We start from the raw sequence: 25,493 nt of genomic DNA, 5'->3' as shown, positions 1-25,493 counted from the left end.
CGGGACGGGTCTTCTGTGCTGGACTGGTGCTGCAGTGGGCACCAACCGCCGTCCCGCCACGGGCGGCATCTTTTCCAGGCAGAACATGGACGGCCGGCGCTGACTGGCCTTTGGAAGGAACACTCATGGCACCGTACCGCATCGGATATTTTGTGGGGAGCCTGGCATCGGGCTCCATCAACCGGGTCCTCGCCAACGCACTTATCAAACTCGCTCCGGAGGACCTGGAGTTCACCGAGATCCCCATCAGGGACCTCCCGCTCTACAACTACGATTACGACGCCGACTTCCCTCCGGAAGGGCGTGCCCTGAAGGAGTCCATCGAAGCTTCCGACGGAATCCTGTTCGTGTCTCCGGAGTACAACCGTTCCATCCCCGGTGCCCTCAAGAATGCCATCGACTGGGGCTCCCGCCCGTGGGGGAGCAACTCCTTTGCCCGTAAACCTACGGGAATCATCGGAGCATCGCCGGGCAGCATCGGCACCGCGGTAATGCAGTCCTCGATGCGCAGTGTCCTGAGCTTCCTTGACGCGCCGCAGCTGAACGCCCCTGAGGTTTACATCCACTACAACCCCGACGTGTTCGGTGCTGACGGCGAGGTCAAGGATGAGGGAACCGCCAAGTTCCTGCGCCACTACATGGACGAGTACGGTGCCTTCGTAGCCCGTGTCCTGGCCGCCAACGCGCCCGGCCACATTGGGGACCTGGAACCGGACTCGGCAAAGCTCTCCCGTTAGCAGTCAGGGCAGAAGTACGGATGCCCGCCGTCCCAGCGACGGCGGGCATCCGAGTCTTTAGTCCAGGGGCAGGGTGACGGTCACGCTCGTCCCGTGCCCGGGGGTGGAGCTGATGTCCACGGTGCCGCCGGCTTCATGGACGGCCACGGACATAAGCCGGAGGCCGTAGCCGTGGTGGCGCCCGCACGTGGCGAGCTTGCAGTCGAAGCCTGTGCCGTCGTCGGCCACTACCAGGCGGATCCCGTGGTCGACGGCGGCGAGCTGGACGTTGAGCTGCGACGCTTCGGAGTACTTGAACGCGTTGCTGAGGGCCTCGCGTGCCGACTGGTACAGCAGGGACGCGCAGTCCGGCGGAATCTCGATGCCCCAGTGCGGAGTGTCCCAGCTGACCGCGGTCCCTCGCTGACGGAGGGGTCCCGTGAGCCGGTCGATGCAGCCGGCCAGCCCCAGGCTGTAGAAGTCGAGCGGATGCTGATCCGTCAGCACGCCTGCCACGGCTGTTACTTCATCAAAAGCTGTTTCGTTTCCCATGACTTCCTGCACCCCGCAAGCTGTTGGTTCGATACCTCCAGCGTGGACCTGCAACGTCAATGGGCAGCAAGGTTTTCCTCAAGATCCCATCAATTCTGCGCGCGGCAATTCGCTCAACTAGGCTGGCTGCTTTAGGCCCTGCGGGAGCACCCGGTTTCTTGCCTTGTCGTCGGTTGGAGGCTCCCGCTGGATGAGCCGGGAAGTGGGAGCACATGCCGTTATGGGCTCAGGCGCTGCTGTGGGGAACTGCCGCCGGAGCAGCGCTGGTAATTGGCGCGGCGCTTTCCTGGCGCTGGAACCTGCCGCCCAAACTATTCTCCTCGATCATGTCCTTCGGTGCGGGGGTGCTGATTTCTGCCCTGGCGTTCGAGTTGGTGGATGAGGCAGTACAAGGGGGCGGGCTGTGGCCCACCGTGGTCGGATTCCTCGCCGGCGCCGTGGTGTACGTCGGAGCGAACATGATGCTGGCCAGGGCAGGGGCTAAGCACCGCAAGCGCTCCGGGAAGCAGCAGCCGTCGGAATCCGAAGACCCCGGCAGCGGGACGGCGATAGCCGAGGGCGCTTTGCTGGACGGAGTGCCGGAATCGGTGGTTCTCGGCGTTGGCATGCTGGCAGGCGGAGCGGTCAGCCCGACGATGATGGCGGCCGTGCCCCGGGCGGGGTGGTGGCGTTCATTACCGCTGTGGCGGCCGGGGGAATCCTGGCCATGCTGGCGGACACCATGATTCCGGAGGCTTTCGAGGAGCACCACAACCTCACCGGGCTGACGGCGTCAGTGGGCTTCCTTACCGCGTTCACCATCCACCACCTCGGCGGATAGGACCTCTTGGGGACAGGACGACGGCGGGCCGCACCGAACGGAGTTCCCAGCGGCCAGTTTATTGCTCTTGTAGCTGTGAGCGGAGTTCGTGCGCCGTAGGGGGTTTCGCCCCGGCCCTGCCCACTGTGATCGCGGCCGCGGCGGCCGCTGTGCGTCCGAGCTGTTCGAGGACGGAAGGCGCGTAGCCGTCGGTTCCGCGGGTGAGGAGTCCCAGGATCAGGGCGGACATGTAGGAGTCGCCGGCGCCGATGGTGTCAACAACTGCGGACTTCACCGCGGGGATGCTGAGGGAGGTGGAGGGCGTCGCGAGCAATGAGCCTGATGAGCCCTTGGTGATGACAGCAAGATCCGCTCCCAGCTTGAGGATGTGGGTGGCAGTTTCGTCCACGGTCTTGTGCGGGTAGAGCCATTCGGCGTCTTCGTCGCTGAGTTTGACGACGTCGGTGAGGTGGACCAGGTCCTCGAAGGTGCGCAGCGCTTCGGCGTGGGTTCCGAGCAGGGCCGGCCTGATATTGGGGTCGTAGGTGATGGTGCACTCGTGCCGGAGTTGCTGGAGAACTGTCCGGACTGTTGCGGCGCCGGGTGCGAGGAAGCTTGCGATTGAACCGGTGTGAAGGACCTTGGGCGGGGTGTGCACGCGGTCCAGCGGTTCCACATCCCAGGTGATGTCGAAGGCGTAGGTCGCTGAGCCGTCGCGGGTGATGGTGGCGGTCGCCGTCGAGGTTCTGTCCAGTGGGCGGGAGCCTGGCAGGAGCGTCACGCCGGCGCCGGTAAGGTGCTCCCGAAGCACACCACCACGGCGGTCGGCGCCGACGGCGGTGAGCAGCCCGGTGCTGACTCCCAGCCGGGCGAGGCCGTAGGCGACATTGGCCGGTGACCCGCCAGGGTGCTCGTTGGTGCCCTCCGGCGTGCTGACGACGTCGATAAGGGCTTCCCCGATAACGACGGCGTCCAGCACCTGCCGCGGACGGTTCGGCTTACCGTTGTTGTGCATGTCTGTCTTTCCTGGCTTGGGTGCTGCCCTACGCGAACTGCGTGACCTGAAGGCTGCTAATGGTTGCGGTGCCGCCGGTGGCGTAGACGGAAACTACGGTGCTGGTCTCGGCCGGGAAGATCAGTTCAGTCATGGTGACTTGGCCGCCTTGGGCGAAGACTTCAACCGAGCAGTGGTCCACGAAGATGGTGAGGCGGTAGGACCCCGCCGTTGCCCGGACCGGGGCGGTGTCGATGGAGGGGAAAGATTCGTGGAAGTCTGTCTGCCCTGATTCCCGCCGGTCCACGAACAGTTTGCCTTCGCCGGGGCGGATGCCCACACGGGTTCCCTTCTGGCCGTCTCCACGCAGGATGAGGCCAAATTCCGCTGCGCTTCCGGCGGTGAAAGTTACATCGATGCGCTGGACCGTGCCGGCCGCGCCGGCCAGCACCTGCACGTCGTCGTGAATGGTGGTTTCAGGCAGGCAAAATGATTCCGGATTGGCCAAGGCAGTCCATTCGCCCGCGGGCTGTTGGACCAGGGACAGGATTCCGGCGAAGGTCTGGAGAGAAACCTCACGGGCAAGGCTCATGGGGCTGCGCCAGGGTGTGGTGGGGATCTGGTTGGCATATTCCCAGTTGTTCATCCAGCCGATCATGAGGCGCCGGTTGTCCGGGGCGTCGCTGAAGGAGACGGCGGCGTAGTAGTCCCGGCCCCAGTCCAGCCACTGGTATTCGCCCAGCCGGTCGGGGTCCTGGAGGCCTTCGGTCACAGTACTGGCCGAGGAAAAGGTGGTTCCGTCGAAATCGCCCACAAAGTATTGGCCGGCAGAGCCGTTGTTGGGCCCGCCGGGGTTGAGGTTGACGGTCAGGACCCACTTGAGGTTTTCCGGGTCGCCGTCCACCGGCAACTGGAAAAGGTCGGGGCATTCCCAGACGCCGCCGGTGGCGTTGGCCGGGCCGAAGGTGCTCAGCAGTTCCCAGGTCTTGAGGTCTTCGGACTTGTAGAGCACCACCTGGAAGTCTTTGGCTTCGACGGCGACCATCACCCAGTAGCTGCCCGCGCCGCCGTCGTATCTTATGACTTTGGGGTCGCGGAACTCTGCCGAGCCGCGGTTGAGGACGGGGTTGCCGGTGTGTTTGGTCCAGGTGTAGCCCCCGTCCAGGCTGTAGGCCAGGGACTGGGCCTGGACACCCTCATGCTCCGAGCCGGGCTTAAATGCGCTGGTGTAGACGGCCACGAGGGGGGCGACGGACGCGGTGCCGAAGCCGCTGGTGTTGTGCCGATCGAAGACGATGCTGCCGGAGAAAATGTCTTCGTTCTCGTCGCAGGCAATGGCGACGGGGTGTTCGGTCCAGGTCAGCAGGTCTGTGGAGGTGGCGTGGCCCCAGGACATGTTTCCCCAGACGTTGCCCATCGGGTTGTTCTGGTAGTACAGGTGGTAGACGCCTTCATGAAAAATCAGGCCGTTGGGGTCATTAAGCCAGGTGTTTTGGGCTGCGTAGTGCAGGGCCGGCCGGAAGGTCCCGGCTGTCGTGGCGGTGGCGGCAGTCATGAAGGTGACGTCTCATTTCTTGGCAGGTCTGATCCCTGCGGGTCCTTTTAGGGATGCCGCAGGTTGATGAGCGGGGCGGGTGGGGCCGGCGCGGGTAGCGCCGGCCCCACCCGTTTCCGGTAGTTAGGAGTTCTTTTTGTAGCGGTCGTAGGCCTGCTGGTAGACCTCGATCATTTTGTCGACGCCGACGTTCTTGAGCTGGGAGACGTAGCCGTCCCATTCCTGCTCGATTCCTCCGGAGACGATCCACTTGGCCATGTTCTGCTTCACCAAAGATGTGACATCGGTCTGGATGGTACTGATTTGCTGCAGTTCCTCGTTCGAGAGGGCCACAGGGGGGTAGCCGTCATTGCCGGCGAAGGGCTTGTAGAGCTCCTCAACGGTTTTCTGCCGTTCAGCGGCGCGGGGTTCCGGAGCGACGACAGTTTTGAAGTTGTCAGCGGTGTTGGCCTTCGGGCCGCCGGGGGCGACCTTCTGGCGGCGTTCGCCTTCGCTGGTTCCGGCCGGAGCCGGGATCTGGGTCAGCAGGCCGCTGGCATCCTTTTGCAGGGTCTCGCCGATGGGTCCCCAGTTGGCCTGGGCGGACTGGATGGGGTCGTAGAGGTTGTCAGCCCAGCGCATAGTCGCGGCCGGGTACTTGTTGTTCCTGGTGATGGCGAAGGCGCCGCGCGCGATTTCCTGGTTGTTGGCCTGGCTGGCGATCCGCTTGCCGTCCACGCCTTCCAGCACGGGGACCAGGGAGTAGTTGTTGGCGCGGTCCGCGCCGACCATTTCGGGGATTTCCCACCAGACAAAGGACCCGAGGTTTTCCTGCGCGGCCTTGCCCTTGGCAAGGTAGGCCTTGTCGTCCTGGGAGAAGGACTCGGGGTCAATCAGGCCTTCCTGGTACCACTCGTGCAGGGTCTGGATGGCCTTCTTGTAGCCGTCCTGGGTAGCGGTGAAAATGACTTTGTCGTCCTGGACGATGCGGTGGTCCATGTTGTCCGGCACGCCGCCAAGGGCTGCAATGAGGTCGACGATGTCGCCGCACCAGGATCCGGGCATAAAGCTCAGAGGGATGGTCTTGCCTGTCCCGGAGGCGTCCTGGGTCTTGAAGGCCAGCAACGCGTCGTGGAACTCGTCCACGGTCTTCGGCATCGGGATGTTGAGCTTCTTCAGCCAGGAGGTGTTGATGGCCAGTTCGTGGGGGAACTGGACCAGGCCGAGTTCTTCAACAGAGGGCAGGGAGTAGATGTGCCCATCCGAGGACGTGATGGCTGCCTTGATGTCGGGCCGTTCGGAGAGCAGTTTGGAGAGGTTGGGGGCGTTCTTCTCGATCAGGCCTTCGAGCGGGATGAGGGTGCCGCTGGCGGAGTAGGTGGCGATCTCGGCGTCGGTGAGGCCGGTGTTGAAGAACGCGTCGGGCAGGTCACCGCTGGCAAGGATGAGGTTCTTCTTCTCCTGGAAGACCGTCTCGGGCAGGTTCTCCCAGTTGACGTGGATGTTGGTTGCTTTTTCCCACTCCTTCACCACGGACATGGTGTTGTAGTCCGGAGCAAGTGCTGCCTTCGTACCGGAGAATGTCAGGTCAAGTTGCTTGCTGACGATGGGGAATCCTGTTTCCTGGAAGCCGAAGTCAGCGGAGGCGTCTTTGATCTCCGTGGTGCCTGAGCCGCCGCCGGAGCAGGCGGTGAACGTCAATGTTCCGGCCAGGATTGCGCCGAGGGCGGCGTATTTGCGGCTGAATGCCATGGTCATTCCTATTCTGAGGTGGGTGTGCTGATCGCCCGGGACGGTTGCCTGGGCAGTGTTACTGGGGAGGACTATTTGACGGCGCCGATCATGGCGCCCTTGGTGAAGTGCTTCTGCATGAATGGCAGGGCAATCATGAGTGGCAGGCTCGAGACGACGATCATGGCGTACTTGGTGAGCTCTGCGATCCGTTGCGCTGCGGCATAGGATTCGATGTCTCCGCCGGTGGTTCCGGTGGATGAGACATCCGACTGGATGAGGATGTTGCGCAGGACGAGCTGCAGCGGGTATTTGGTGTCGTCATTGAGGAAGATCAGGGCGTCGAAGAACGAGTTCCAGTGCGCCACGACGTGGATCATGATCATGAGCATGATCAGTGGTTTGGACAGGGGCAGCACCATTTTGAAGAAGAACTTGAAATCGGTTGCCCCGTCCATCTGGGCAGCTTCGCGCAGTTCGTTGGGGATGGTGTGTTCGAAGAAGGACCTGGCGATGATCAGGTTCCACACGCCCACGGCGCCGGGCAGGACAACTGCCCAGACGGTGTCGAGCATGCCCAGGTCGCGGACCACGAGGTACTTGGTGATGAGCCGCCGTCGAAGAACATGGTGATGACGAACAGGAGCATCAGGATTTTTCGGCCGGGCATGTCCTTGCGGGACAGAGCGTAGGCACCGCAGAGGATCGTGCTGACGCTGACGGCGGTGCCGAGCACTGTGTAGACAAGGGTGTTGCCCAGGCCGTTCCAGATCCTGCTGTCGGCGAGGATCCGTTCGTACCCTTCGGTGGTGATGCCCGAGGGAAGGAGCCAGACCTTACCTTCGTACACTGCGTTCGGGTCGCTGATGGAGGCGATGACGATGAAGTACAGCGGGTACACCACGGCCAGGATGGACAGCAGGAGGACTGCGGTGGCGGCGATGCTGAAGGCGCGGTCACCGTACCTGTCCCGCAGCGATTGCTTGGGGCGTACCTGGTTGACGGTCCGCTTCGGGGTGTCGGTAGTGCGGGGGTTGGTTGTCAGAGACATATCGGCATCACCACAGGGTCGCTTGGTTGGCCCGGCGAGCCACGGTGTTGAAGAAGAGCAACAGCGCCAGGTTGAGGAGGGAGTTGAACAGGCCAATAGCGGCCGAGTAGCTGAACTGCGCCTGCTGCAGGCCGGCGTGATAGACGTACGTCTGAATGATTTCCGAGGATGAGATGTTCAGCGGCGTCTGCATCAACAGGGCCTTCTCGAAACCGACGTTGAGCAGGTTGCCGATGGCCAGGATGAACAGGATGGTCACCACCGGCATGATGCCGGGCAGGTCGATATGCCGTATGCGTTGGAGCTTTGAGGCGCCGTCCACCTTGGCGGCGTCATGCAGCGCAGGATCGATGGCCGCAAGTGCTGCCAGATAGACGATCATCGAGAACCCGGCGTTCTGCCAGACATCCGAGATCACGTAGACGGGACGGAACCACTCGGCGGAGCCCATAAAGAAGACTGGCTCTCCGCCGGAAAGCTGGATGGCGTTGTTCACCAGCCCCGACCGGGGGGAGAGAAGGACGAACATGATGCCCACCACCACTACGGTGGAGATGAACGCCGGCGAGTAGAGCACTGTCTGCGTGAACTTCTTGAACTTCTCGCTTTGCAGTTGGTTGACCAGCAGCGCGAGGATGATCGGGATGGGGAAGGCCACCAGCAGGCCGAGGATGGCGATCCACAGCGTGTTACCCACTACCTGGCCGAACTGGTAGGAGTTCACAAACCTGATGAAGTGGGTCAGCCCCACCCACGGGCTGTCCGTGAAGCCGTCCACCGGGTTGTAGTTCTTGAACGCTATCTGCACGCCGTACATCGGCCAGTACTTGAAGACCAGGATGTAGATGATGGCCGGAGCTAGTAATACGTATAACTGCCAGGCGCGGGAAATTCTCTTGAGGCGGAGCGAAAGAGAATTTTTCCGCTGCGGCAACGGTGCCGCAGCTGGACCGCCGCGTCGGGCCGGGATGGTTCGGCTCATGGCATCTCCTTGGGATGGGTCACTGAGTTCCGTTCGATCAGAGGGCAGTCCATGAGCTCGACCCGGCCATCGGGTTCCGCATCCTGGAGTATCAGTTCAACCGCGCGCCGGCCCATGGCGACGAACGGCAATTCAAAGGTAGTTAGACCCGGGCGGAGGAACGGCGCCAAGGTCGCCTGGTTATCGAAGCCCACAATGGACACGTCCCCAGGAATCGAAAGGCGCAGGTCCGACACCGCCTGGTAGGCGCCCCAGGCACCGCGGTCGTTGGCGCAGAAAATCGCTGTGGGCGGGTTGCCGGAGGTCATTAGCTCCATCGCGTACTTGTAGCCGTCTTCCTCGCCGCCGGTCCCGAAGCGGACCAGGTCCGGATCCAGTTCCAGCCCTGCTTCATCGAGCGCTTTCCGGTAGCCCTCGTAACGTCCGACGGCGGCCGGCAGCTCACTTTCAAGGCTCTCAATGTTGATGAGTGCAATCCGCCGGTGCCCCGCGTCAAGCAGTCGACGAGCGGCCGAGTATCCGCCCTTGACTTCGTCCGGAGCGACACTCGCAACCCGTCCAGCCCGATCCTGGGAATTCAGCACCACGGACCGGACACCCGTGAGGGCCTCCGGAACATCCAGGCGCCGGTGGTACATGCCGGCGTAAACCACTCCCGCAACCTTGTAGGAGAGCATTGTGTCCAGGGATGCGGCTTCAAGCTCTTTGTCTCCGCCGGTGTTGACGGTGAGCAGGAGGAGTCCGTCCTCCCACGCCCGCTGCTGAGCGCCTTCAATGATGGCGCCGGCGAAGGGAGTGGTGGCAACGGTGTCGCCGATGAATCCGATCATGCCGGCCACGCCTTCACGAAGGGTCTTGGCGTGGGCGTTGGTGCGGTAGCCCAGCCGGTTCACGGCGTCCCGGACCTTCTTGCGCGTCTCCTCCGAGAACCGTGACCCGGAAGCTGAATTCAGCACCAGGGATACGGTGGCTTGCGAGACGCCGGCGGCAGCAGCGACGTCGTGCATTGTCGGTCCTGACTTTGGCCGTGTTCCAGCCATGGGCACCTCCTTGGGCCGCTAGTAATTTAGTCAGTTATTCGTATAACTGGATCAACTGTAGCGGGCGTCACACGGAGCGTCAATAGAAGCGCACCTACGGGATTCGAGGGATATCTCCACCGGGCGACGGCGGGATGCGGCACCGCGCCGCACCCCGCCGTCGACCCCTGCTGGGTTAGAGCCCCTGCCGGGCCAGATCCTCCACCACGAGACGGGCCAGCTCAGTGGCGCCGGCACGGTTGGGGTGCAACGTATCCCCGGTCATGAACAGGGCCAGCGTTGCCTCCGGGCCAATTCCGGTGAAGTAGGCCGATGCCAGCACATTTAGGTCCACCAGGGGCACGCCCTCCTCCTTGGCCAAGGCAACAATGGAGTTGCGGTACCAGCGGTTCACCGAGGTGTGCACGCCGTCCACAAAGTCCGTTGCCCGGCCCTGCGGAGTGACCAGGACGGGCGTGGCGCCGGTGGCCGCCACCTGCCGGACCATGTCCCGCATGAGTTCCTTGAACTCCTCCTCTGTGGTGGCGTTTTTGGCGGCGGTATCGTTAATGCCCATTTCCAGGAGGAACAGGTCACCGGGCTTGATGTACTGCAGGATGGCTTCAAGCTGGCCGTCGTTGCGGAAGCCGCGGGCGATCTGGCCGCCGGTTGCCATGTTGCGGACGTCGAAGGCTTCCGGGTCAACAAACTGCGGGAGCATCTGCCCCCAACCGCCCTGCATGCTTGTCTCAAGCGGGTAGTAGCTGGCCACGGTGGAGTCCCCGCCCACCCAGATCGTCGGGTCCATCTCCGGGTGGCGTGACACCTTTTCGATCTCCAGTGAGCTCAGCGTAAAAGCCGTGCCGACCTTTCCTTCGGTGACCAGCAGGTTCAACTGGCCATCTGTCACGGGAATTTCGAAGGAGTCCTTTGCCCCGTTGCCGGTGAGGTTCATCGCCTGGAACACACCCTCAGCGGCGATGCTGGCACGGGACGTGTCGCCCAGCGTGACGGATACCTTGTAGAGGCCTTCCTTCAGGTCCACGTTGAAGGTGTTGGTGCTCTTGGTCCCGAACTGCAGGAACCGGACCGCGTCGCTCCCGGCCCCGGTTCCCTTGGCGGAAACGTTGACCATGTGCTCGGGGGTGTTGAAGCCGTAGCGCATCTCAGGGCTGTAGGCGTCGGTGGCACTGACGCCGACGTACCCCTCTTCATTAGGCCCGCTGCCAAAATCAAAGAGGTAGTTGCTGGGTTCGGCGTGGGCCGCGGGTGCTGACAGGCTGATTCCCGCACCACTCACGAGCGCCGCGGCGGCAAGGCAGTAGGCAAGGGATTTTCGAGAGGCTTTGCGGGACGTGCTGCGCTGACTGGGTGTTACGGTCACGTTCATCTCCTTCGATGACGGGTGGAACAATCGACCACGGCGTCGGGGTATTGGATCGATTCAAAAACCGGTCGCAGAGGGCCGGAATAACCGAAATTGGGGTACGCCGATATGAGGCTGTTGATGCACTGGCGTTACAGTATTTGTAACAGCCCGTAACTGCAGCAGTCAAGACATTCTGTTAGATCTGTGTGCTGTTTTGTTCTGCAATGTGGCGCGTATCGACGGAGGTGGCCCGGTTTCGCGGGGCGGCGAGTCAGCCCAGTTCGCCGGTCCCAGCAGCGGCAATGGGCAGGATCCTGTCCCAGAAGTCCTCAGGAATGGCGAAGCCGGCAAGCTGCAGGGTTTCTTCCACGCGCGCAGGTTCGGACATGCCCACGATGGTGGAGCTGATCCGCGGGTTGCGGGTGGAGAACTGCAGGGCGGCGGCCGCCAGAGGCACGGAGTACTCGGCGCACAGCACCTCCATCTTCCGGACGCGTTCGATGATGGCGGGGCTTGCCGGGCGGTAGCAGTAGTTGGGTGCGGCGTCGGGCCCATTTACGAGCATTCCGCCGCCAAAAGGTGCCGCATTGATGAAGGCGACCCCGCGCGCCGCCGCGTCCTCGATAAGCGGCTCGGCGGTCTGGTCCACCAGTGTGTAGCGGTTGTGGCTGATGACGACGTCGAACGCATCGGTGGCCAGATATTTCAGCTCCAGGTCGATGGGGCCGCCCGCCACGCCCAGGTGCCCGATCACGCCCTGGTTCCGCAAATCGATCAGCGCCTCCAAGGGGCCGCCCGGTCCTGCACCTTCCTCGAAGGTGATCTTTTCCGGATCGTGCAGGTAAACCAGCTGCAGCCGGTCCACGCCGAGCCGCTCAAGGCTCTCCTCCACGGAACGGCGCACCCTGTCCCCGGAGAAGTCCTGGGTTCCGCGGATGGGGTCCACCTTGGTGCCCACAACGAAGCCTTCCGGCAGGCCGCCGGCCTCGGCAAGAGCCTGGCCGATGCGCTTCTCGCTCTTGCCGCCGTCGCCGTATTCGTTGGACGTGTCAACAAAGTTGAACGGGCTGTTCAGCACGCGGCGGATGGTTGCAACAGCAGTGTCCGTACCGCGCGGAGCAGGGTGGCTGCCCAGGGAACTGGTACCAACACAGATGGCTGAAACGGAAAGGCCGGTACGGCCCAAGACGCGGTAATCCATGCTTGCTCCTCACGGGGGTGTCCGGAAAAGAGTACCCCTGTCTTGAGCTGGGACACCCTGCTTCTTGAGCCTGTGTTGCGTGCGTTCATCTTGATTGAAGCTTGTAGTTTCCCTGCCGGTTCTCTGCCGATCATTTGAGTTCCCATTGGAAAACTCGAAGTCAATGGGTGTGAGGGAATTATCGGTAGGGGTAATAGTAAGAGTGTGTTTCGCATCGAAATTCGGCGCAATTGTTACTGCGCGATTTAAGGCCGGAGAAGCCCGGTGATCACGGTCCTCATTCCGGCCCACAACGAAGCTGCAGGCATCGGCGATACCCTTCGCTCGCTTGAAACCCAGACAATTGTTCCGCACCGGGTAATTGTGGTGGCGGACAACTGCACCGACGCCACGGAAGAAATTTCGTTGGCCGCCGGGGCCGAGGTGGTGCGTACTGCCGGCAACACGGACAAGAAGGCTGGAGCCCTCAACTTTGTCCTCGCAGACCTCCTGCCCCATGCTGCGCCGGAGGACATGGTCCTTGTGCAGGACGCGGATTCACAACTTTCCCGCGACTTCATTGAACGCTCCATCAGCCACTTGAAGGCAGACTCGCGGCTTGGCGCTGTGGGTGGGGTCTTCCGCGGTGGCGTCGGCGGCGGGTTTGTGGGACACCTGCAGCGGAACGAGTACGCCCGCTATGCGCGGGACGTGCGGCGGCTGAACGGAAAATGCCTGGTGGTCACCGGCACCGCGGCACTGTTCCGGGTGCGGACGCTCCGGGACGTGGTGGCGGCACGGTTGGACGGCACCCTTCCGCCCGGCAACGGCCGCGGCGGAGTGTATGACACCTCGGTCCTGACGGAGGACAACGAACTCTCCTTCGCCTTGCTGACTTTGAAGTACAGGATCCGGTCGCCTGCTGACTGCTCTTTGGTCACCGAAGTGATGCCGACGTGGCGCGAGCTGTGGGCACAGCGCCTGCGCTGGAAGCGGGGAGCGGTGGAGAACTGCGTCCAGTATGGCTGGACCCGGGTCACCTGGCCTTACTGGGGCAGGCAGGCAATTTCCGTCGTCGGGGTCGCCGTGACGCTGGCCTATTTGAGTACGGTCGCGTTTGCACTGGGCACGGGGGAAGGGCTGCACATGCAACCGTTTTGGCTCGCCGTGACCGGTGTCTTCGTGATCGAACGGGTGGTGACCGTGCGGCTGCGGGGCTGGAAGTACATGCTCGCAGCCGCCACCATGTACGAGCTCGTGATCGACCTGTTCCTTCAGGTGGTCCATGCGAAGGCGTACTTAGATGCAGCGTTCAACAAAAAGAAAGCTTGGTAGAAATATGTACAACAATCCAGCAATTCCGGCCGCAGCGGGAGCAGGGTCCGGAACCCTCGCGATGACCGGTGCCGGCGATGTGTTCTGGTTTGCACTTGCCGCGTTTGCGCTCCTGGCCCTGGGGTTGGCCATCAAGAGGATCCTCCCGGTCCGCGGCGCAAAGTCCTAGCTCAGGTCACCACGCTGACCACGTTCGAACACCCGGCTGCGTCGCAGATGTTATAAGCGGTTGTGCTTCCGCCCTTGATGCTGTTGACGTAGCTGCCGGTGTTGGCAATGGTCCTCTGTTTACCGTTGATCCAAAGCGTGACGCTGCTTCCGGTGGCGCCGGTCCACTTCAGGGTGGTGGAGCTGACGGATTTGGCCTTGGTGGTGGTTGCGCTCAGCTTGATGGTGGAGACGGGTGCAGTGGGCGCCGACGCGGAGGCGGGAACGAAAGAGAAGTCCCTGATGACCACGCTTTCCGGTTTGACATGGGCAGGATCTCCTCCGCCTCCGCCGGTGACCCACAGGTTGAAGTGGATCTGCTCCTTGGCGGGGACGGGAACAGTGGCCCCTTCCAGGACCGTGCGCTTCAGCAGGGGACCGGCGAAACCTTCCCCGGCAAAGGTTTCGAACGTGATCCTCCCCGGCTGCCAGACCATCCGGTGTGTGGTGAGGGGGTCGGCCGTAACGTCGAAAACGGTGGTGTTGTTGCCTTCGCCGGGAGGTTTGGTGGCATCAAACCAGTAGCCGTGGCCCTGCGTCACGGGCCAGGACTCGCCGTAGCTTGCGCCGCCGCCCCAGGCCGAGGCCTCACACAAGTCGATTTCGTTGTATCCCGGCTCGGCGAGGGGATCGTAGGTGAACAGGCAGCCCCAGACCACTTCCTTCTGCAGGGTGGTCAGGTCCTTTTCCACCGTGGTGCTGTAGGTGCCATAGCCGAAGCCTTGCCTGGTGGACTGGAACTCGGCACCCACCGGTGCATCGCCGGTGGGGTTGGTCAAATTCATGGTGATGTGGCCATTGGTGTCCGGGTTGCTGACATTGGCGGCCGCGAAGCTCTTGTTGTACTGCGGGGCGCCGCCCCAAAACCGCTTTTCCCAGTTGAACCCTTTCCAGCTGAAGTTACCGGCGGGCCCTGGATTTGGATCAAGCGGGGTGGTGTCCGCGGCTTGGGCGGGTGGCAGGCAGGCGAGCATGGCGACGGCGGCTGCCGCCAGCAGTGCCAGCGGCTTGGTCCTGCGTTTGGGACGTAAGAGAGAAAAGCGAAGACCAGCCATGCAGCACACCCCTTATCACTTGCTCCCAGCGAGCAATGTGCCTCCATTGAGCACAGCTTGATCTTCGGCCAGAAGGAAGGCCGGAGGCAATAGCTCAATGAGTTAAATTTTCGGCTGGGAATAGTATCAAGAAATACTCAACATTTGCCAAAGCTCAAGAATGACGCAAATTGAACCAAAGAAATACGTGTGCTGTCTATTTCATTGTTAGGCTCATATCCGCCCGGAACTTGAAGAGTAATACAGCAATCCAATTGCTTCGTTTCTCCGAATACTTCATGAATTTACTTGAGGAAACGGCCGGGCGTAAGGGCGGCAGAGGGTATGGGGGTACATGGTGGAGCGCGGTGTTGCCGTTGTGGTTGAGGACGATGACGACATCAGGTCGACCCTGACGGAAGTTCTGCAGCAGTCTGGTTTTGCCGTCCATTCAACGTCGACAGGTTTCGAAGGCGTCGAGGCTGTCCGTGAACATAACCCGGACATCGTCACCATGGATGTCGGCCTTCCGGATTTTGACGGCATCGAGGCATCGCGCCGGATCCGGACCTTCAGCGATGCATACCTCATCATCGTCACCGGCAGGGTGGATGAGGCCGATGCGCTGATGGGGTTCGAAGCGGGCGCCGACGACTACCTCACCAAGCCGTTCCGCCCCAGGGAACTGCGTGCCCGGATTGCGGCCATGCTCCGGCGGCCCCGGACCCTGCAGGCGGCTCCAGCCGAACGCGCACCGCAGCAGCCCAGTGTGCGGGGACGGCAATCGCCGCTGCCGCCACCCGCCGTCGGACGTCCCACAAGTGAACCCGAGGTTCTGGAGGGCGATCCTGTGCCAGCACCGGACCCCGGATGCTGCGACTTTGCGCATCGGGGACTCACCCTGCACGAAGGGTCCCGGCAGGTCGCCATCGACGGCGTTCCGGTGGACCTGACGCGGACCCAGTTCGACTTGCTCCTGGTCCTGATGGAGAACGGCCGGACTGTCCTTACCAAAGCCGATCTTGTCCGGCGGCTGCGTAATGAGCCTTACAACACCGGCTCCTTCGTCAGCACCGGCGAGGAGCGTGCGGTCGAGGTGCATATGGGCAACCTGCGCAAGCGGCTGGGGGACAGCACGCGTGAACCCCGCTGGATAGAAACTGTGCGTGGCGTGGGCTACCGGATGACTCCGTAGCCGCCGATCGTCAGCCGGAGTAACTGGAGTACGCTCGTTCCGGAGCCTGGCCCCCACCGGGTTCCAGGGGAGGTGCGGATGTCCTGGGAGACCGTCGCTGGCATTGCGGCCGGCCTTTTGTTGGCGTACGCCGTGCTGCTCCTCCTGCTGTGGTGGTACGCGCGCCGCCATCCCGAGACCGTCACCATGAAGGACGCGCTGCGCCTGCTGCCGGACCTGCTCCGGCTGATCAAAGGGTTGGCCGCGGACCGGACAGTCGCCGCCGGGGTCCGGGTGCGGCTGGTGCTGCTGCTCGCCTACCTGCTCTCGCCCATTGACCTGGTGCCGGACTTCATTCCGGTGATCGGCTACGCGGACGACGCCGTCATCGTGGCGTTGGTGCTGCGATCGGTACTCAAGCGGGCCGGGCCCGGTGCGCTCGAAAAGCACTGGCCCGGAAGCCGGTCCGGACTGGACATCATCCTGAAAACGGCGGCGCCTGCCCGCCAGCGGCCGTAAATTCTTTGGCTTGATCCGCGCCTTTCGCGCAGTGGGCTGTTAGCGTGGAGGCCCGGCCACTGAAGGAGGAGCAATGACCATCAACTCACCTGATTCACTGCCTGATGACGAGCTGCAGGAGGGTGCTGCCGCCAGCAAGGGCAAGGACGACGGCGGTGTTCCCGGCGGCGAAGACGGTGTGGGCATCGGTGCCGACGCCGAGCCGAACACGTTCGAGCCTGAAGAGGACCCGGAGGCAACAGACGGGCCGGCGGCTGACTGACCCACGGCGGCTTGTTCCGCCTGCCCGGCCAGGCTCAAGGTTCAATCAAGATTCACGGCAACCCACCCAAACCGGCTAACCCGCGGGTTACCAGCCGGTACATTTCTAGTTGCTTCCAAGTTTCCCCCGATGCGGAAGCACAACGGAAGCCCCCGCGCTCGAGTCCAACTCGCGTGGGGGCTTCCAATCATTTAACCCTGTGCTTTCACGGTTTCGGCGCCGTAGCCACATGGAGGAGTCCGGTCAGGGGCAAAGCCTGTTCAGGGTCTCTTGAAGCGCCGACACCATCTGGCCATCCCACCCGTTGATCTTGTCTTCGGTCTCGGGATCTTCGAGGGGCGTGGGCATCGGGGGCGGGACCAGGGTCATGGTGGCCTGGTACTGGCCATCCGTGCTGGCGAGCGACGCCGTGCGGTAGGTCCAGAACCCGCCAGTGTGGCCAAACCGGTAGTCGTCGTCGCAGCCTTGGCTCCACTTCCGGAGCCCCAGGCCGAACAAAGGGATGGCCTCAGTCTTGGTCATCTCCTGCAGCGACTCCTTGGACACGAGTTCCCCGCGGAACAGGGCCCCGTAAAAGTCGTTGATGTCGGACATGGTGGAGATTGCTCCGTAGGCCGGCGACCCTAGTATTCCGGGCGCTTCGGTGACATCAAGCCGTTTGTCGCGGTGAGTGATGTAGCCGTGGATCACGCCGGGGTCAGCAGTGGCAGCTTCATTGAGGGACGTGTCCTCCAGGCTCAGCCGATCGATGCCGTCCCCGCGCAGCACGTCTGTGAACGGCCGGCCCCGCAGCTTCTCCACGAGTTGGCCGAGCGCGATGTAGTTGGAATCGGAGTAGCGGAAATACCCCACATCCCGTGCGTCCCACGGCAGTTGTGCCGTCAGTTCAAGAGCCCGCTGCGTACTGATGTTTTCCTTGATGAGGCGGGGGACGTCGTCGGAGGTTTTCTCGTTGGCCTCCTGGAAGGAGCGCATGCCCGACGTGTGCCCCAAAAGCTGGCGGACGGTGATGGGGCCGGGCGGCTTGAGGACCGTGGTGAAGCTGTCCAGGACTGCATTGACCGGATCGTCCAAACCGATCAAGCCGTCTTCCACCAGCTTCATGACAGAGACGGCGGTCATGGACTTGGTGACACTGGCAACGAAAACCTGGTCCTCCGGCGTCGCCGGTTCCCTGGCCTCCAGGTTCCGGACGCCATAGGCCCGCGACCACATTCCTCCCGGCCATCTGACTTCCGCCACCACGGCCACGGAGCCCTGGTCCACAAATGCGCGCATGGTGTTATCGATTGACCTGGTGGGTGGTGGCGCGGTGCCAAAGGATGCCGGAGCGGGAGCCGGTGCTGAGTAGGTGCACGCGCCGAGGGTGAGCACCGCTGCGGCAAATGCGGCGAGACGGGGTACAGAGGACGTTTTCATGACGCCGTCGGATGAGATTCCAAGGAGGCTGAGGAACGGGCCGCAGCTGCACCGCCCCCGGCCAAGGGCTCCGTGGCGCAGCAGTCCCAGCGCTCTAAGTCCAGGAGAGGCGTGCTTCGCGGTCGAGAGGCCGGGTCATTTACAAACACCAGGCCGGAGGCCACAATGAGTCAAAATCGTGGCCTCCATTTGCTGGGAGAGGCGGCACCGGCTGCGGCCGCGGCCGGGCAACTGGAGGAGTTGTTATGACCATCCTGAAGGTGACATCTGAAGCCGAAGCGTCCGGCCTGACTGCCGAAATTTACGACGCCGACCGCCGCTCGCTTGGGTACGTGCCCAGCCACACAAAGGCCATGAGCCTGAATCCGGAGTCTTTCCTCGCCTGGGAGTCGCTCACCCAGGCCATCAGCTCGTCCCTCGGCCTCCGCTGGTACGAACTGGTGACGCTGGCTGCCGCACAAGCCATCGGATCGACCCACTGCAGGCTGGCGCATGGAAAGAAAGCGCTCACGATCATTCCGGAAGAGCATTTGTGTGCTATCGCCTGGGATTTCCACGACGCTGATTTGCCCGAGGCAGAAGTTGCCATGATGGACTACGCCGTGAAGCTCAGCACCGATGCGGAAGCCATGACGGACAACGACACACAGAGGCTGCGCGACGTTGGCTTCACCGACCGCGAGATCGCCGACATCACCTTGACTGCTGCCGCCCGGAACTTCTTCAGCCGGGCGCTGCTCGCTCTGAACGTGGAGCTGGACGTTCCCGAAGGCATGAGCGTCCAGCTGAAGACCGCGCTGCTCGCGCCGCTGCCCCCGCTGCTGGAGAGTCACGGTTAGGGGCCGTGAAGGCGTGAGTAGGGCCGGCGACGGCTGGGGGCGGTGCCCGCGGTCTCAGACGGACACCATCATCGCCGGCCCCAGCTTGATCCCCGGCAAGGAGCCAGGGAAATCAATGGGCTGAGACCTCAGCAGCGGAACACTTGCGCCGCTGGTAGAAACACTAAGTGGCTTTAGCCTCATGAACACGAGTAGTCGGTACTCGTTAACGGCAAGGGCGCCACCTGCGAAAGAGCCGGAAAGAGGTGGCGCCAGGGGAGGTATGCCGGGAGAAATTAAAGAAGGGCGCCGCTCCGACTGAACTGGTCAACTGGAGCCGCGCCCTTCCTATGAGGGGAAGTCAGTCTTTCTTGAAAGCGTCTTTGACTTTCTCTCCGGCCTGCTTGAGGTCTCCCTTGGCCTGATCCGTCTGGCCTTCGGTCCTCAGGTTTTCATCGCCGGTAGCTTCTCCGGCGGCTTCCTTGCCCTTGCCGCCCAGCTTCTCGGCCGCGTTACCGATCTTGTCGTCCAAACCCATGGTGTTTCTCCTTCGGTCGGAATCCGCCCGCATGAAGCGGACGGCTTACGCACCCATCGTAACGCTGCCTTCCTGCGGATTCTCAGATTCCTGGAGAAACCCCTGGCTCTGCGTCCTTTCGTCCGCCACCCGCACCCGTAGTGATAGGCAAGTTTGCCGCCGAGGTACGAGGCGGAACGGCTGCGGCGGCTGCGGCAATGGTAGGATCCGCGGTCAGGCCGGTATCAGTCCCCGATCCTGCAGGTCCTGCCACAGCTCATCCGGAACCGGGGCGGACATACGCCCGGCGCTTTCGCTGATTTGCTCCGGCTTGCTGGCACCGACCGTGACGTTGACGACGGCGGGGTGGCGGAAGGGGAACTGGATGGCGGCGGTGGGAAGTTCCACGCGATGTCCTTTGCAGATGCTGGCCAGCTGGCGGGCCCGTTCCAGGATCTCATCGGGAGCCTGGGAGTAGTTGTAGTGCGCATCGGAGGGCAGCTCGGGCTTGGCGAGGATGCCGGAGTTGTAGACGCCCACGCTCACCACCCCGGTGCCCAGCTCCAGGCAGCGGTCCAGCAGTCCTTCGCCCGGGCGGCCGTCCGAACCCGGCTGTTCCAGCATGGTGAACCTGCCCGCAAGCATAAGGAAATCGAGGTTTGCCGCTTCAACGCACTGCAGGGCTGCGCCGGCGGTGTTGGTGCCCACACCGATAGCCCGGACCAAGCCTTCAGCCCGGACCTTCTCCAAAGCAGGCAGCGCAGATTTCACGGCGTCTTCCATGCTGTAGACATCGGGGTCGTGCAGATAGGCGATGTCGATGTAGTCGAGCCCCAGCCGTTCCAACGACTGTTCGATGCTGCGCCGCACGCCTGCTTCGGAGGGGTCCCATTCACGCCGCAGTTCCGCGGGGACATCGAAGCCGTCCGGATCCTTTGCGTCCTGGGTCGCTGGTGACGGCGCGAGGACCCTGCCCACTTTCGTGGAGAGGACGAACTCTTTCCGCGGTTTGCTGCGGAGGACTTCGCCCATTCGCCGCTCGGACAGGCCCAGTCCGTAGTGGGGAGCAGTGTCGAAGTAGCGGATACCGGCGTCCCAGGCAGCCTCCACCGTTGCTGCCGCCTGCTCATCGGAGATGGCGCGGTAGAGGTTGCCCACTCCGGTACCGCCAAAGCCGAGGCGGCCAAGCTGATCCCGTAACTGCCCGTTGCCCTGGTCCACGTCCTGTCCCTTCGCATCCGCTGGCTCGTGCTGGCTCACCCTGGCAGGAGCCTAAAAGGGAGCGTTGTGGCTGTCAACGAAGCGGATGAACGCCGACAATTTTGCCCTCTATCTCATCTTTCAGTTACCGGAGGACAGGGCGAGAGCGGAATCATAGTGCCCCGATTCCCAATGCGAAAACCGGCATGGGACAATAGTAAGGATGACTTCCCCCAATTCTTCTTCCAATACTCCCGTCCGCGCCCGCCCAGAGGGCGACGGGGCCGCCGAGAGTACCCGCCCGCAGGTCCGCCCGACCGCCGAGGGCTGGAAGCAGGCGCGTACTGTCGAGGGCCGGCCGCTGCTCCAGTTCGCGTCCCCGCGGGTGAAGCAGCCGCCGACCCACCTGGCCGACCTGACCCTGGCCGAGCGCGCAGAGAAGCTGAAGGAACTCGGCGTCCCTGCCTTCCGGGCGAAGCAGCTCTCCACGCACTACTTTCAGCACTGGACCACGGACCCCGAAGCCATGAGCGACCTGCCCAAGGCAGGCCGTGAGGAGCTCGTCTCCCAGATGTTCCCGCCGCTGCTCACCGAGGTCCGCCGCCTCCGCACTGACAACGGGGACACCATCAAGTTCCTCTGGCGGCTGTTCGACGGGGCGCTGGTGGAGTCCGTGCTCATGCGCTACCCGGGCCGCATCACTCTCTGCGTCTCCTCGCAGGCAGGCTGCGGGATGAACTGCCCCTTCTGCGCCACCGGCCAGGCCGGGTTGACCCGCAACATGTCCACCGCGGAGATCGTTGACCAGGTGGTCGCTGCGAACCGCGCCATAGCTGCCGGCGAGCTGGGCGAGAACGAGCACGACGCCGAGCGGGTCACCAACATCGTCTTTATGGGCATGGGCGAGCCGCTGGCCAACTACAAGCGCGTGATGGCCGCCCTCCACCGCTTCGTGGACCCCGCTCCCGAGGGCCTGGGTATGTCGGCCCGGAACATCACGGTCTCCACCGTGGGCCTCGTCCCCGCCATCCGCAAGCTTGCGGACGAGGAGCTGCCGGTCACCTTTGCGCTGTCCCTGCACGCCCCCGACGACGAGCTCCGCGACGAGCTGATCCCGGTCAACAACAAGTGGAACGTGGACGAGGCGATCGACGCGGCCTATTACTACTACCGCAAGACCGGCCGCCGGGTGAGCATCGAGTATGCACTGATCAAGGACATGAACGACCACCCCTGGCGTGCAGACCTGTTGGCCAAGAAGCTCAACCAGCGCGGCCGCGGCTGGGTGCACGTGAACCCGATCCCGCTCAACCCGACCCCGGGCTCCATATGGACCGCCTCGGAAAAGCCGGTGGCGCAGGAGTTTATCGAGCGGCTCCGCGCCGCCGGGGTGCCCTGCACCCTGCGCGACACGCGGGGCAAGGAGATCGACGGGGCCTGCGGACAGCTCGCTGCCGCGGACTAGCCAGCACGGCTACCAGCTGCGCGGATCGAACGACGGCGGGGGCAGCCTATAGTGCGAACCGTGTACCAGCCAGCTCGCTCTGGATGTGGGTGTCGACGGCGTCAGCGGTCCACTGATAAACCCTGACCTGCAACCCGTTCCGCCGGTGCCCTGATGCGGCATGGGGCTGCATATATACTCTGATGAATTGTCTGGGATGTTGGGGGAATTCGTGGGCCGTGTTGTACGTGCTGTCATCTCGGCAGGTCTTGCCGCAACCGTGGTTTTGTCCGGCGCGGTGGTGGCATCTCCAGCCATTGCGGTCTCGTCGTACCCCTGCGGAGCGGAATCTTCGGCGGCCGTGGGCAACCTCGAATCCCTGGCTTTGCCGGCAACCGTCCTTGCCGGTGACGCCTTGCGGATGCAGGTCAGCATTAGATGCGAGGGGGACCAGCAGGCCGTGCTGGCCCACATGCATCTCACGCTTGAAAACGACCAAGGTATCACCACGAGACTCAGCGTAAACAGGGCCGGCATCGAAGCCGGGGCAACTAATGGTGCGTCCACGGCTTACACCGTGACCATTCCCACGCCGGAAGGGTCCTTGCCTGAAGGGCTGCAGCGGCTCACCTATGTCACCCCGGTGTTGGAAATGGTTCCGCGCTTCCCCACGGGAGCCCAGCCACCGCTTTACTCCCGGAGCATCTACCAGCCCTACTTGTCGCTGCACCGTCCGGCAGGGTGGGAAGCCCGGGTGGGCCATCCGACCCATGCTGCCCCGACGCCGCAGGTTCCTGGGCGTTCAAGGCCGGGGTTCCAGCTGAGGTGCGTTTCCCGGCCTGGGGTAAGGGAGCAGTCCTGAGCTACCACTGGCTCCTGGAGGACGGAACCCAGGTGTCTGACCGCAGGGAATACATTCCGGCGGCAGGCAGCGTCTCGCGGATCGTTGTCACCGGGACGTGGCCGGACGGCACTGTGCACGAGCGGGCCTCGGGGCTGGTCCGCAGCGTTGAAGGCACCGGCGGATTCAATGATGTGACCGTTGGAGAGGCAAGGCCCTACAGCTACGACCCGGTACGGGTGGCCCGTACCGCCCCGGATCAGAGTACGAAGTCCGGATGGTATCGGCTTCGGTCCGACGGAAGCTTCCCGTCAACGCCGGAAGCGGCACCGGATTCCTGGTATCCCAGACCGACGGACGTGGGGCAGAGATTCCAGTTCATTGAAGCAGGGACCCGTGTGAAGGGAGCCTCTGCGGTTGTCACGGTTGTTCCCGCACCCCTCCCGGAGAACCGGCGCAGCGGCTATGTCCACGGCGATACGCTCGTGAACACAGTGGCAGAACTCCAGCAGAGACTCCAACCCGGCTACCGGTTAACTGCTAACAATCCGTGGCCTGCCGGACAGGCAGTAACTTACGCTTGGTTGCGCAACGGGCAGACTGTTTCCGGCGCGACCGCGGCGGCATACACTCTGAAGGCCACTGACGCCGGAGCGACTCTTCAGGCAGTGGTTCGAACGGACAGTCCCGGCTATGTCTCCGACGAAGCCGAGGCCTCCGTGGTGAAGATCCCGCTGGTTAATCTGACGTCCGCCGGCCCGCTAGTCTCCGGAAGCGCGCGCGTCGGAGTGACCCTGCGGGCATCCACCCCTGGGTGGACCGCTGGGACCAAATTTAGCTACCAGTGGCTTCGTAACGGCCAGGCCATTCAGGGCGCAACAGGCTCAAGCTATACCGTGCCGGCGAGGGATCGTAACGCAGTTCTGCAGGTGCGGGTCACGGGCATGCAGACCTATTACACAACGGTCACGAGGACAGGCGCCCAGCACCTGATCAACACCGGCATCCTGACCGCCCCTACACCGCTAATAACCGGAACCCTGCAGGCAGGACGGAAGCTAACAGCCCATGCCGGGGCGTGGACCCCCGGAACACAGCTTCACTATCAGTGGTACCGGAACAACCTGCCGATCAGGGGCGCCAGCAAAGCCACCTACCGCATCGCGGCCGTTGACCGCGGTCAAGTTATCAAAGTCCAAGTACTGGGAACCAAGGAGGGGTACCTGAGCCTTTCGCGAGCCTCTGCTCAGAAACGCGTCCAGCGCTGATCGAAGCACACCTGACTTGGCTCTTTTCCTGGTGCGAGACTTTTAGGGCCATGGATCGCCACGAGGGTGGCTTGCTGTTCGGTGGAAATGTCGGGTGCGAATCTCTGTGTGTGCTGCCGCTGATGGCGATGGTCATTTAACGCAGGGGTGGAGCTGCTTGATGACTTGGTGACCGCCAGCCCGGTGAAAACGTGTGTGCACAACCACTGTGTTTCCCCGCGGGCGAACTGGTGCTGACCCGCTTACAGCTGTGGTGGTTCGAGGAGCTGTCTCGCCACGTCGGCGTCGGTGATCAGGACGTTGATCCACCCGCCGGCTACGGCGCCGCGGATGGCGTCCAGTTTGCCCATGCCGCCCGCTACGCCTACGCGGCGGGGTACCTGCATCATGGCCTCGGCGTTGATGGAGATTACTCTTTCTTCGATGGCGGGCTTCATGGGCAGTCCGTCGATGTCGAAGAAACGCAGACAGATCTCGCCGACCGCCCCTGCCCGGGATAGTTCTCCTTCTTCGGCGCTACTTAGGGCGTTCCCGCTGGCTTGCCAGAGTGGTGAAGCGGGGAACGTACCGATTCCTACCAGCAGGGTCGTAAGGCGCTCCCAGGCTTCTATCGATGCAGCCACTGCTGGATCCCCAAGGAACGCCTCGCGAATCTGTTGATTGGCGACGAGGCCAGGACATCCCATGAAGTAGGGCTTGGCTGAAGTGAGTTCTGCGAGGTGGGAGACCAGGCGGCTGGCCTGCATCTGGGCTTGGGGGCTGCCTACGCCGCCGATGAGCTGGATTACTTCACTCGCAATTTTCCTGGGGCGTGAGCGCATGGCTTCAACGGTGTGCAGAAGTGTGGTGCTCCATGAGGAAATCCCCACGTAGTCGTTGGCGTCAATCGTGGTTTCGAGGTAAGTGGCTGCGGACGAGCCCAGCCGCATACCCAGTGAAGCACCGTCCATAACGTCCACGACCACGACCTCCCGGAGCTGATACTTCTCCTCAAGGGCCTTTTCAAGTCCGACGTAGATTCCCGCCGGCTGGACGATGGATGTTCGCACTATTCCTAAGTCAACTGCGTTCTTGAGGTATCGCGACACCCGTGCCTGGGAGAGGTTCAGTCGCTGGGAGATGTCACCCTGCGAAAGGCCTTCCTCGTGGTAGAGCACGGCAATCTTCGTGAAGAGTCGAAGTTGTTCTGTGCTGACGGACAGCAAGGTCGATGATTCTGTGAACTGCGTCATATTTCGTAACCTTTCGTGCGTGTCTGAATATTTATGCAAACCCGAATAGCGTGCGCGCTCGTCTCTCCTGCTGGAAGCCTTAGTCCCTCAAGCGGAACGTGGCCCAGGTCTCAGTCATTCAGCGCTAGAAGCGGTACTGAATGAATATTCAGCGCTGAAAAACTTCTTCCTCAATATCGATTTTGCCATCCTTTTCGGGGATTTTGGCTCATAGACTTCCAAGACCAGCCCGACCTCAGAGCCGAAGTTCCGTCAGGAATTTCGATCGCCGTCCCCCGTGGACTAAGTGGCCTTCA

At 62.8% G+C, this 25,493-nt stretch carries 25 protein-coding genes and 1 pseudogene; 11 read left to right on the top strand and 15 right to left on the bottom strand.

Features of this window, described 5'->3' with window-relative positions:
- Nucleotides 1-125 precede the first annotated feature (125 nt).
- Entirely contained in the window at nt 126-737 is a 612-nt protein-coding gene (locus CXQ88_RS07240; protein WP_104043495.1) for an NADPH-dependent FMN reductase, read from the top strand.
- A 57-nt stretch (nt 738-794) separates the two neighbouring features.
- On the opposite strand, the gene CXQ88_RS07235 is transcribed toward CXQ88_RS07240, so the two are convergent.
- Nucleotides 795-1,268: a sensor histidine kinase gene (locus CXQ88_RS07235; RefSeq protein WP_104043494.1), complete on the bottom strand. Its 474-nt coding sequence runs from the start codon at nt 1,266-1,268 to the stop codon at nt 795-797.
- Nucleotides 1,269-1,480: 212 nt separating this feature from the next.
- On the opposite strand from CXQ88_RS07235, the pseudogene CXQ88_RS07230 reads away from it, so the two are divergent.
- A pseudogene (locus tag CXQ88_RS07230) lies at nt 1,481-2,088 on the top strand (ZIP family metal transporter).
- Nucleotides 2,089-2,146: 58 nt separating this feature from the next.
- On the opposite strand, the gene CXQ88_RS07225 reads toward CXQ88_RS07230, so the two are convergent.
- The 9 genes from CXQ88_RS07225 to CXQ88_RS07190 form a co-directional block, all read right to left on the bottom strand.
- Complete coding sequence (locus tag CXQ88_RS07225; RefSeq protein ID WP_104043493.1) at nt 2,147-3,082, bottom strand: carbohydrate kinase family protein; 936 nt, start codon at nt 3,080-3,082, stop codon at nt 2,147-2,149.
- 28 nt (nt 3,083-3,110) lie between these two features.
- Nucleotides 3,111-4,616 (bottom strand): glycoside hydrolase family 32 protein, encoded by a 1,506-nt coding sequence (locus CXQ88_RS07220; RefSeq protein ID WP_104043492.1) that lies wholly within the window; start codon nt 4,614-4,616, stop codon nt 3,111-3,113.
- Between the two features lie 123 nt (nt 4,617-4,739).
- Complete coding sequence (locus CXQ88_RS07215) at nt 4,740-6,347, bottom strand: ABC transporter substrate-binding protein (protein WP_104043491.1); 1,608 nt, start codon at nt 6,345-6,347, stop codon at nt 4,740-4,742.
- A 71-nt stretch (nt 6,348-6,418) separates the two neighbouring features.
- Complete coding sequence (locus CXQ88_RS22255) at nt 6,419-6,901, bottom strand: carbohydrate ABC transporter permease (protein ID WP_258061719.1); 483 nt, start codon at nt 6,899-6,901, stop codon at nt 6,419-6,421.
- Nucleotides 6,844-7,377: a hypothetical protein gene (locus CXQ88_RS22250; RefSeq protein WP_258061718.1), complete on the bottom strand. Its 534-nt coding sequence runs from the start codon at nt 7,375-7,377 to the stop codon at nt 6,844-6,846. The genes CXQ88_RS22255 and CXQ88_RS22250 overlap by 58 nt, the downstream gene beginning before the upstream one ends.
- Before the next feature lie 7 nt (nt 7,378-7,384).
- On the bottom strand, nt 7,385-8,359 hold the full coding sequence (locus CXQ88_RS07205; RefSeq protein ID WP_181037438.1) for an ABC transporter permease: 975 nt from the start codon (nt 8,357-8,359) through the stop codon (nt 7,385-7,387).
- On the bottom strand, nt 8,356-9,399 hold the full coding sequence (locus CXQ88_RS07200; RefSeq protein WP_258061717.1) for a LacI family DNA-binding transcriptional regulator: 1,044 nt from the start codon (nt 9,397-9,399) through the stop codon (nt 8,356-8,358). Before CXQ88_RS07200 ends, CXQ88_RS07205 begins: the two co-directional genes overlap by 4 nt.
- 175 nt (nt 9,400-9,574) lie before the next feature.
- Complete coding sequence (locus CXQ88_RS07195; RefSeq protein ID WP_258061716.1) at nt 9,575-10,762, bottom strand: rhamnogalacturonan acetylesterase; 1,188 nt, start codon at nt 10,760-10,762, stop codon at nt 9,575-9,577.
- A 256-nt stretch (nt 10,763-11,018) separates the two neighbouring features.
- Nucleotides 11,019-11,948, bottom strand: a complete 930-nt coding sequence (locus CXQ88_RS07190) for an aldo/keto reductase (RefSeq protein WP_104043488.1) — start codon at nt 11,946-11,948, stop codon at nt 11,019-11,021.
- A 264-nt stretch (nt 11,949-12,212) separates the two neighbouring features.
- Here CXQ88_RS07190 and CXQ88_RS07185 point away from each other — a divergent pair, with 264 nt between their 5' ends.
- Together CXQ88_RS07185 and CXQ88_RS21720 are read left to right on the top strand one after the other, a co-directional pair.
- Nucleotides 12,213-13,262 (top strand): glycosyltransferase family 2 protein, encoded by a 1,050-nt coding sequence (locus tag CXQ88_RS07185; RefSeq protein ID WP_104043487.1) that lies wholly within the window; start codon nt 12,213-12,215, stop codon nt 13,260-13,262.
- 4 nt (nt 13,263-13,266) lie between these two features.
- Nucleotides 13,267-13,431 carry a hypothetical protein gene (locus CXQ88_RS21720; protein WP_181037437.1) on the top strand — a complete coding sequence of 55 codons (165 nt, stop codon included), beginning with the start codon at nt 13,267-13,269 and terminating at the stop codon, nt 13,429-13,431.
- A 1-nt stretch (nt 13,432) separates the two neighbouring features.
- On the opposite strand, the gene CXQ88_RS07180 is transcribed toward CXQ88_RS21720, so the two are convergent.
- The gene (locus CXQ88_RS07180) at nt 13,433-14,524 is read right to left on the bottom strand and encodes a hypothetical protein (RefSeq protein ID WP_258061715.1); all 1,092 of its coding nucleotides are present in this window, start codon (nt 14,522-14,524) and stop codon (nt 13,433-13,435) included.
- A 334-nt stretch (nt 14,525-14,858) separates the two neighbouring features.
- Between CXQ88_RS07180 and CXQ88_RS07175 the strand changes: the two genes are divergently transcribed.
- The 3 genes from CXQ88_RS07175 (at nt 14,859) to CXQ88_RS07165 (ending at nt 16,458) form a co-directional block, all read left to right on the top strand.
- Entirely contained in the window at nt 14,859-15,698 is an 840-nt protein-coding gene (locus tag CXQ88_RS07175) for a response regulator transcription factor (protein WP_104043486.1), read from the top strand.
- Between the two features lie 78 nt (nt 15,699-15,776).
- Nucleotides 15,777-16,196: a YkvA family protein gene (locus CXQ88_RS07170; protein WP_104043485.1), complete on the top strand. Its 420-nt coding sequence runs from the start codon at nt 15,777-15,779 to the stop codon at nt 16,194-16,196.
- Between the two features lie 73 nt (nt 16,197-16,269).
- The gene (locus CXQ88_RS07165; RefSeq protein WP_104043484.1) at nt 16,270-16,458 is read left to right on the top strand and encodes a hypothetical protein; all 189 of its coding nucleotides are present in this window, start codon (nt 16,270-16,272) and stop codon (nt 16,456-16,458) included.
- A 243-nt stretch (nt 16,459-16,701) separates the two neighbouring features.
- Here the strand turns inward: CXQ88_RS07165 and CXQ88_RS07160 are convergent, their stop codons facing one another.
- Complete coding sequence (locus CXQ88_RS07160; RefSeq protein WP_104043483.1) at nt 16,702-17,877, bottom strand: serine hydrolase domain-containing protein; 1,176 nt, start codon at nt 17,875-17,877, stop codon at nt 16,702-16,704.
- A 245-nt stretch (nt 17,878-18,122) separates the two neighbouring features.
- Here CXQ88_RS07160 and CXQ88_RS07155 point away from each other — a divergent pair, with 245 nt between their 5' ends.
- Nucleotides 18,123-18,716, top strand: a complete 594-nt coding sequence (locus tag CXQ88_RS07155) for a carboxymuconolactone decarboxylase family protein (protein ID WP_104043482.1) — start codon at nt 18,123-18,125, stop codon at nt 18,714-18,716.
- 340 nt (nt 18,717-19,056) lie between these two features.
- Here the strand turns inward: CXQ88_RS07155 and CXQ88_RS07150 are convergent, their stop codons facing one another.
- Nucleotides 19,057-19,233, bottom strand: a complete 177-nt coding sequence (locus CXQ88_RS07150) for a CsbD family protein (RefSeq protein WP_104043481.1) — start codon at nt 19,231-19,233, stop codon at nt 19,057-19,059.
- A gap of 213 nt (nt 19,234-19,446) precedes the next feature.
- Complete coding sequence (locus CXQ88_RS07145) at nt 19,447-20,433, bottom strand: aldo/keto reductase (RefSeq protein WP_104043480.1); 987 nt, start codon at nt 20,431-20,433, stop codon at nt 19,447-19,449.
- Between the two features lie 202 nt (nt 20,434-20,635).
- Here CXQ88_RS07145 and rlmN point away from each other — a divergent pair, with 202 nt between their 5' ends.
- From rlmN to CXQ88_RS07130, 3 genes are all read left to right on the top strand, one after another.
- Entirely contained in the window at nt 20,636-21,877 is a 1,242-nt protein-coding gene (gene rlmN, locus CXQ88_RS07140) for a 23S rRNA (adenine(2503)-C(2))-methyltransferase RlmN (protein ID WP_104043479.1), read from the top strand.
- Nucleotides 21,878-22,088: 211 nt separating this feature from the next.
- On the top strand, nt 22,089-22,718 hold the full coding sequence (locus CXQ88_RS07135; RefSeq protein WP_181037436.1) for a hypothetical protein: 630 nt from the start codon (nt 22,089-22,091) through the stop codon (nt 22,716-22,718).
- A gap of 32 nt (nt 22,719-22,750) precedes the next feature.
- The gene (locus CXQ88_RS07130; RefSeq protein WP_146069172.1) at nt 22,751-23,965 is read left to right on the top strand and encodes a hypothetical protein; all 1,215 of its coding nucleotides are present in this window, start codon (nt 22,751-22,753) and stop codon (nt 23,963-23,965) included.
- 242 nt (nt 23,966-24,207) lie between these two features.
- On the opposite strand, the gene CXQ88_RS07125 is transcribed toward CXQ88_RS07130, so the two are convergent.
- Nucleotides 24,208-25,197, bottom strand: coding sequence for a sugar-binding transcriptional regulator (locus tag CXQ88_RS07125; RefSeq protein ID WP_104043476.1), 990 nt, complete (start codon nt 25,195-25,197; stop codon nt 24,208-24,210).
- Nucleotides 25,198-25,493: the final 296 nt, after the last annotated feature.

Source organism: Arthrobacter sp. ZGTC412 (assembly GCF_002929215.1).
Taxonomy (GTDB): Bacteria; Actinomycetota; Actinomycetes; order Actinomycetales; family Micrococcaceae; genus Arthrobacter.
The sequence above is the reverse complement of the archived record's forward strand: the minus strand, read 5'-3'. Positions and strand labels throughout refer to the sequence as shown.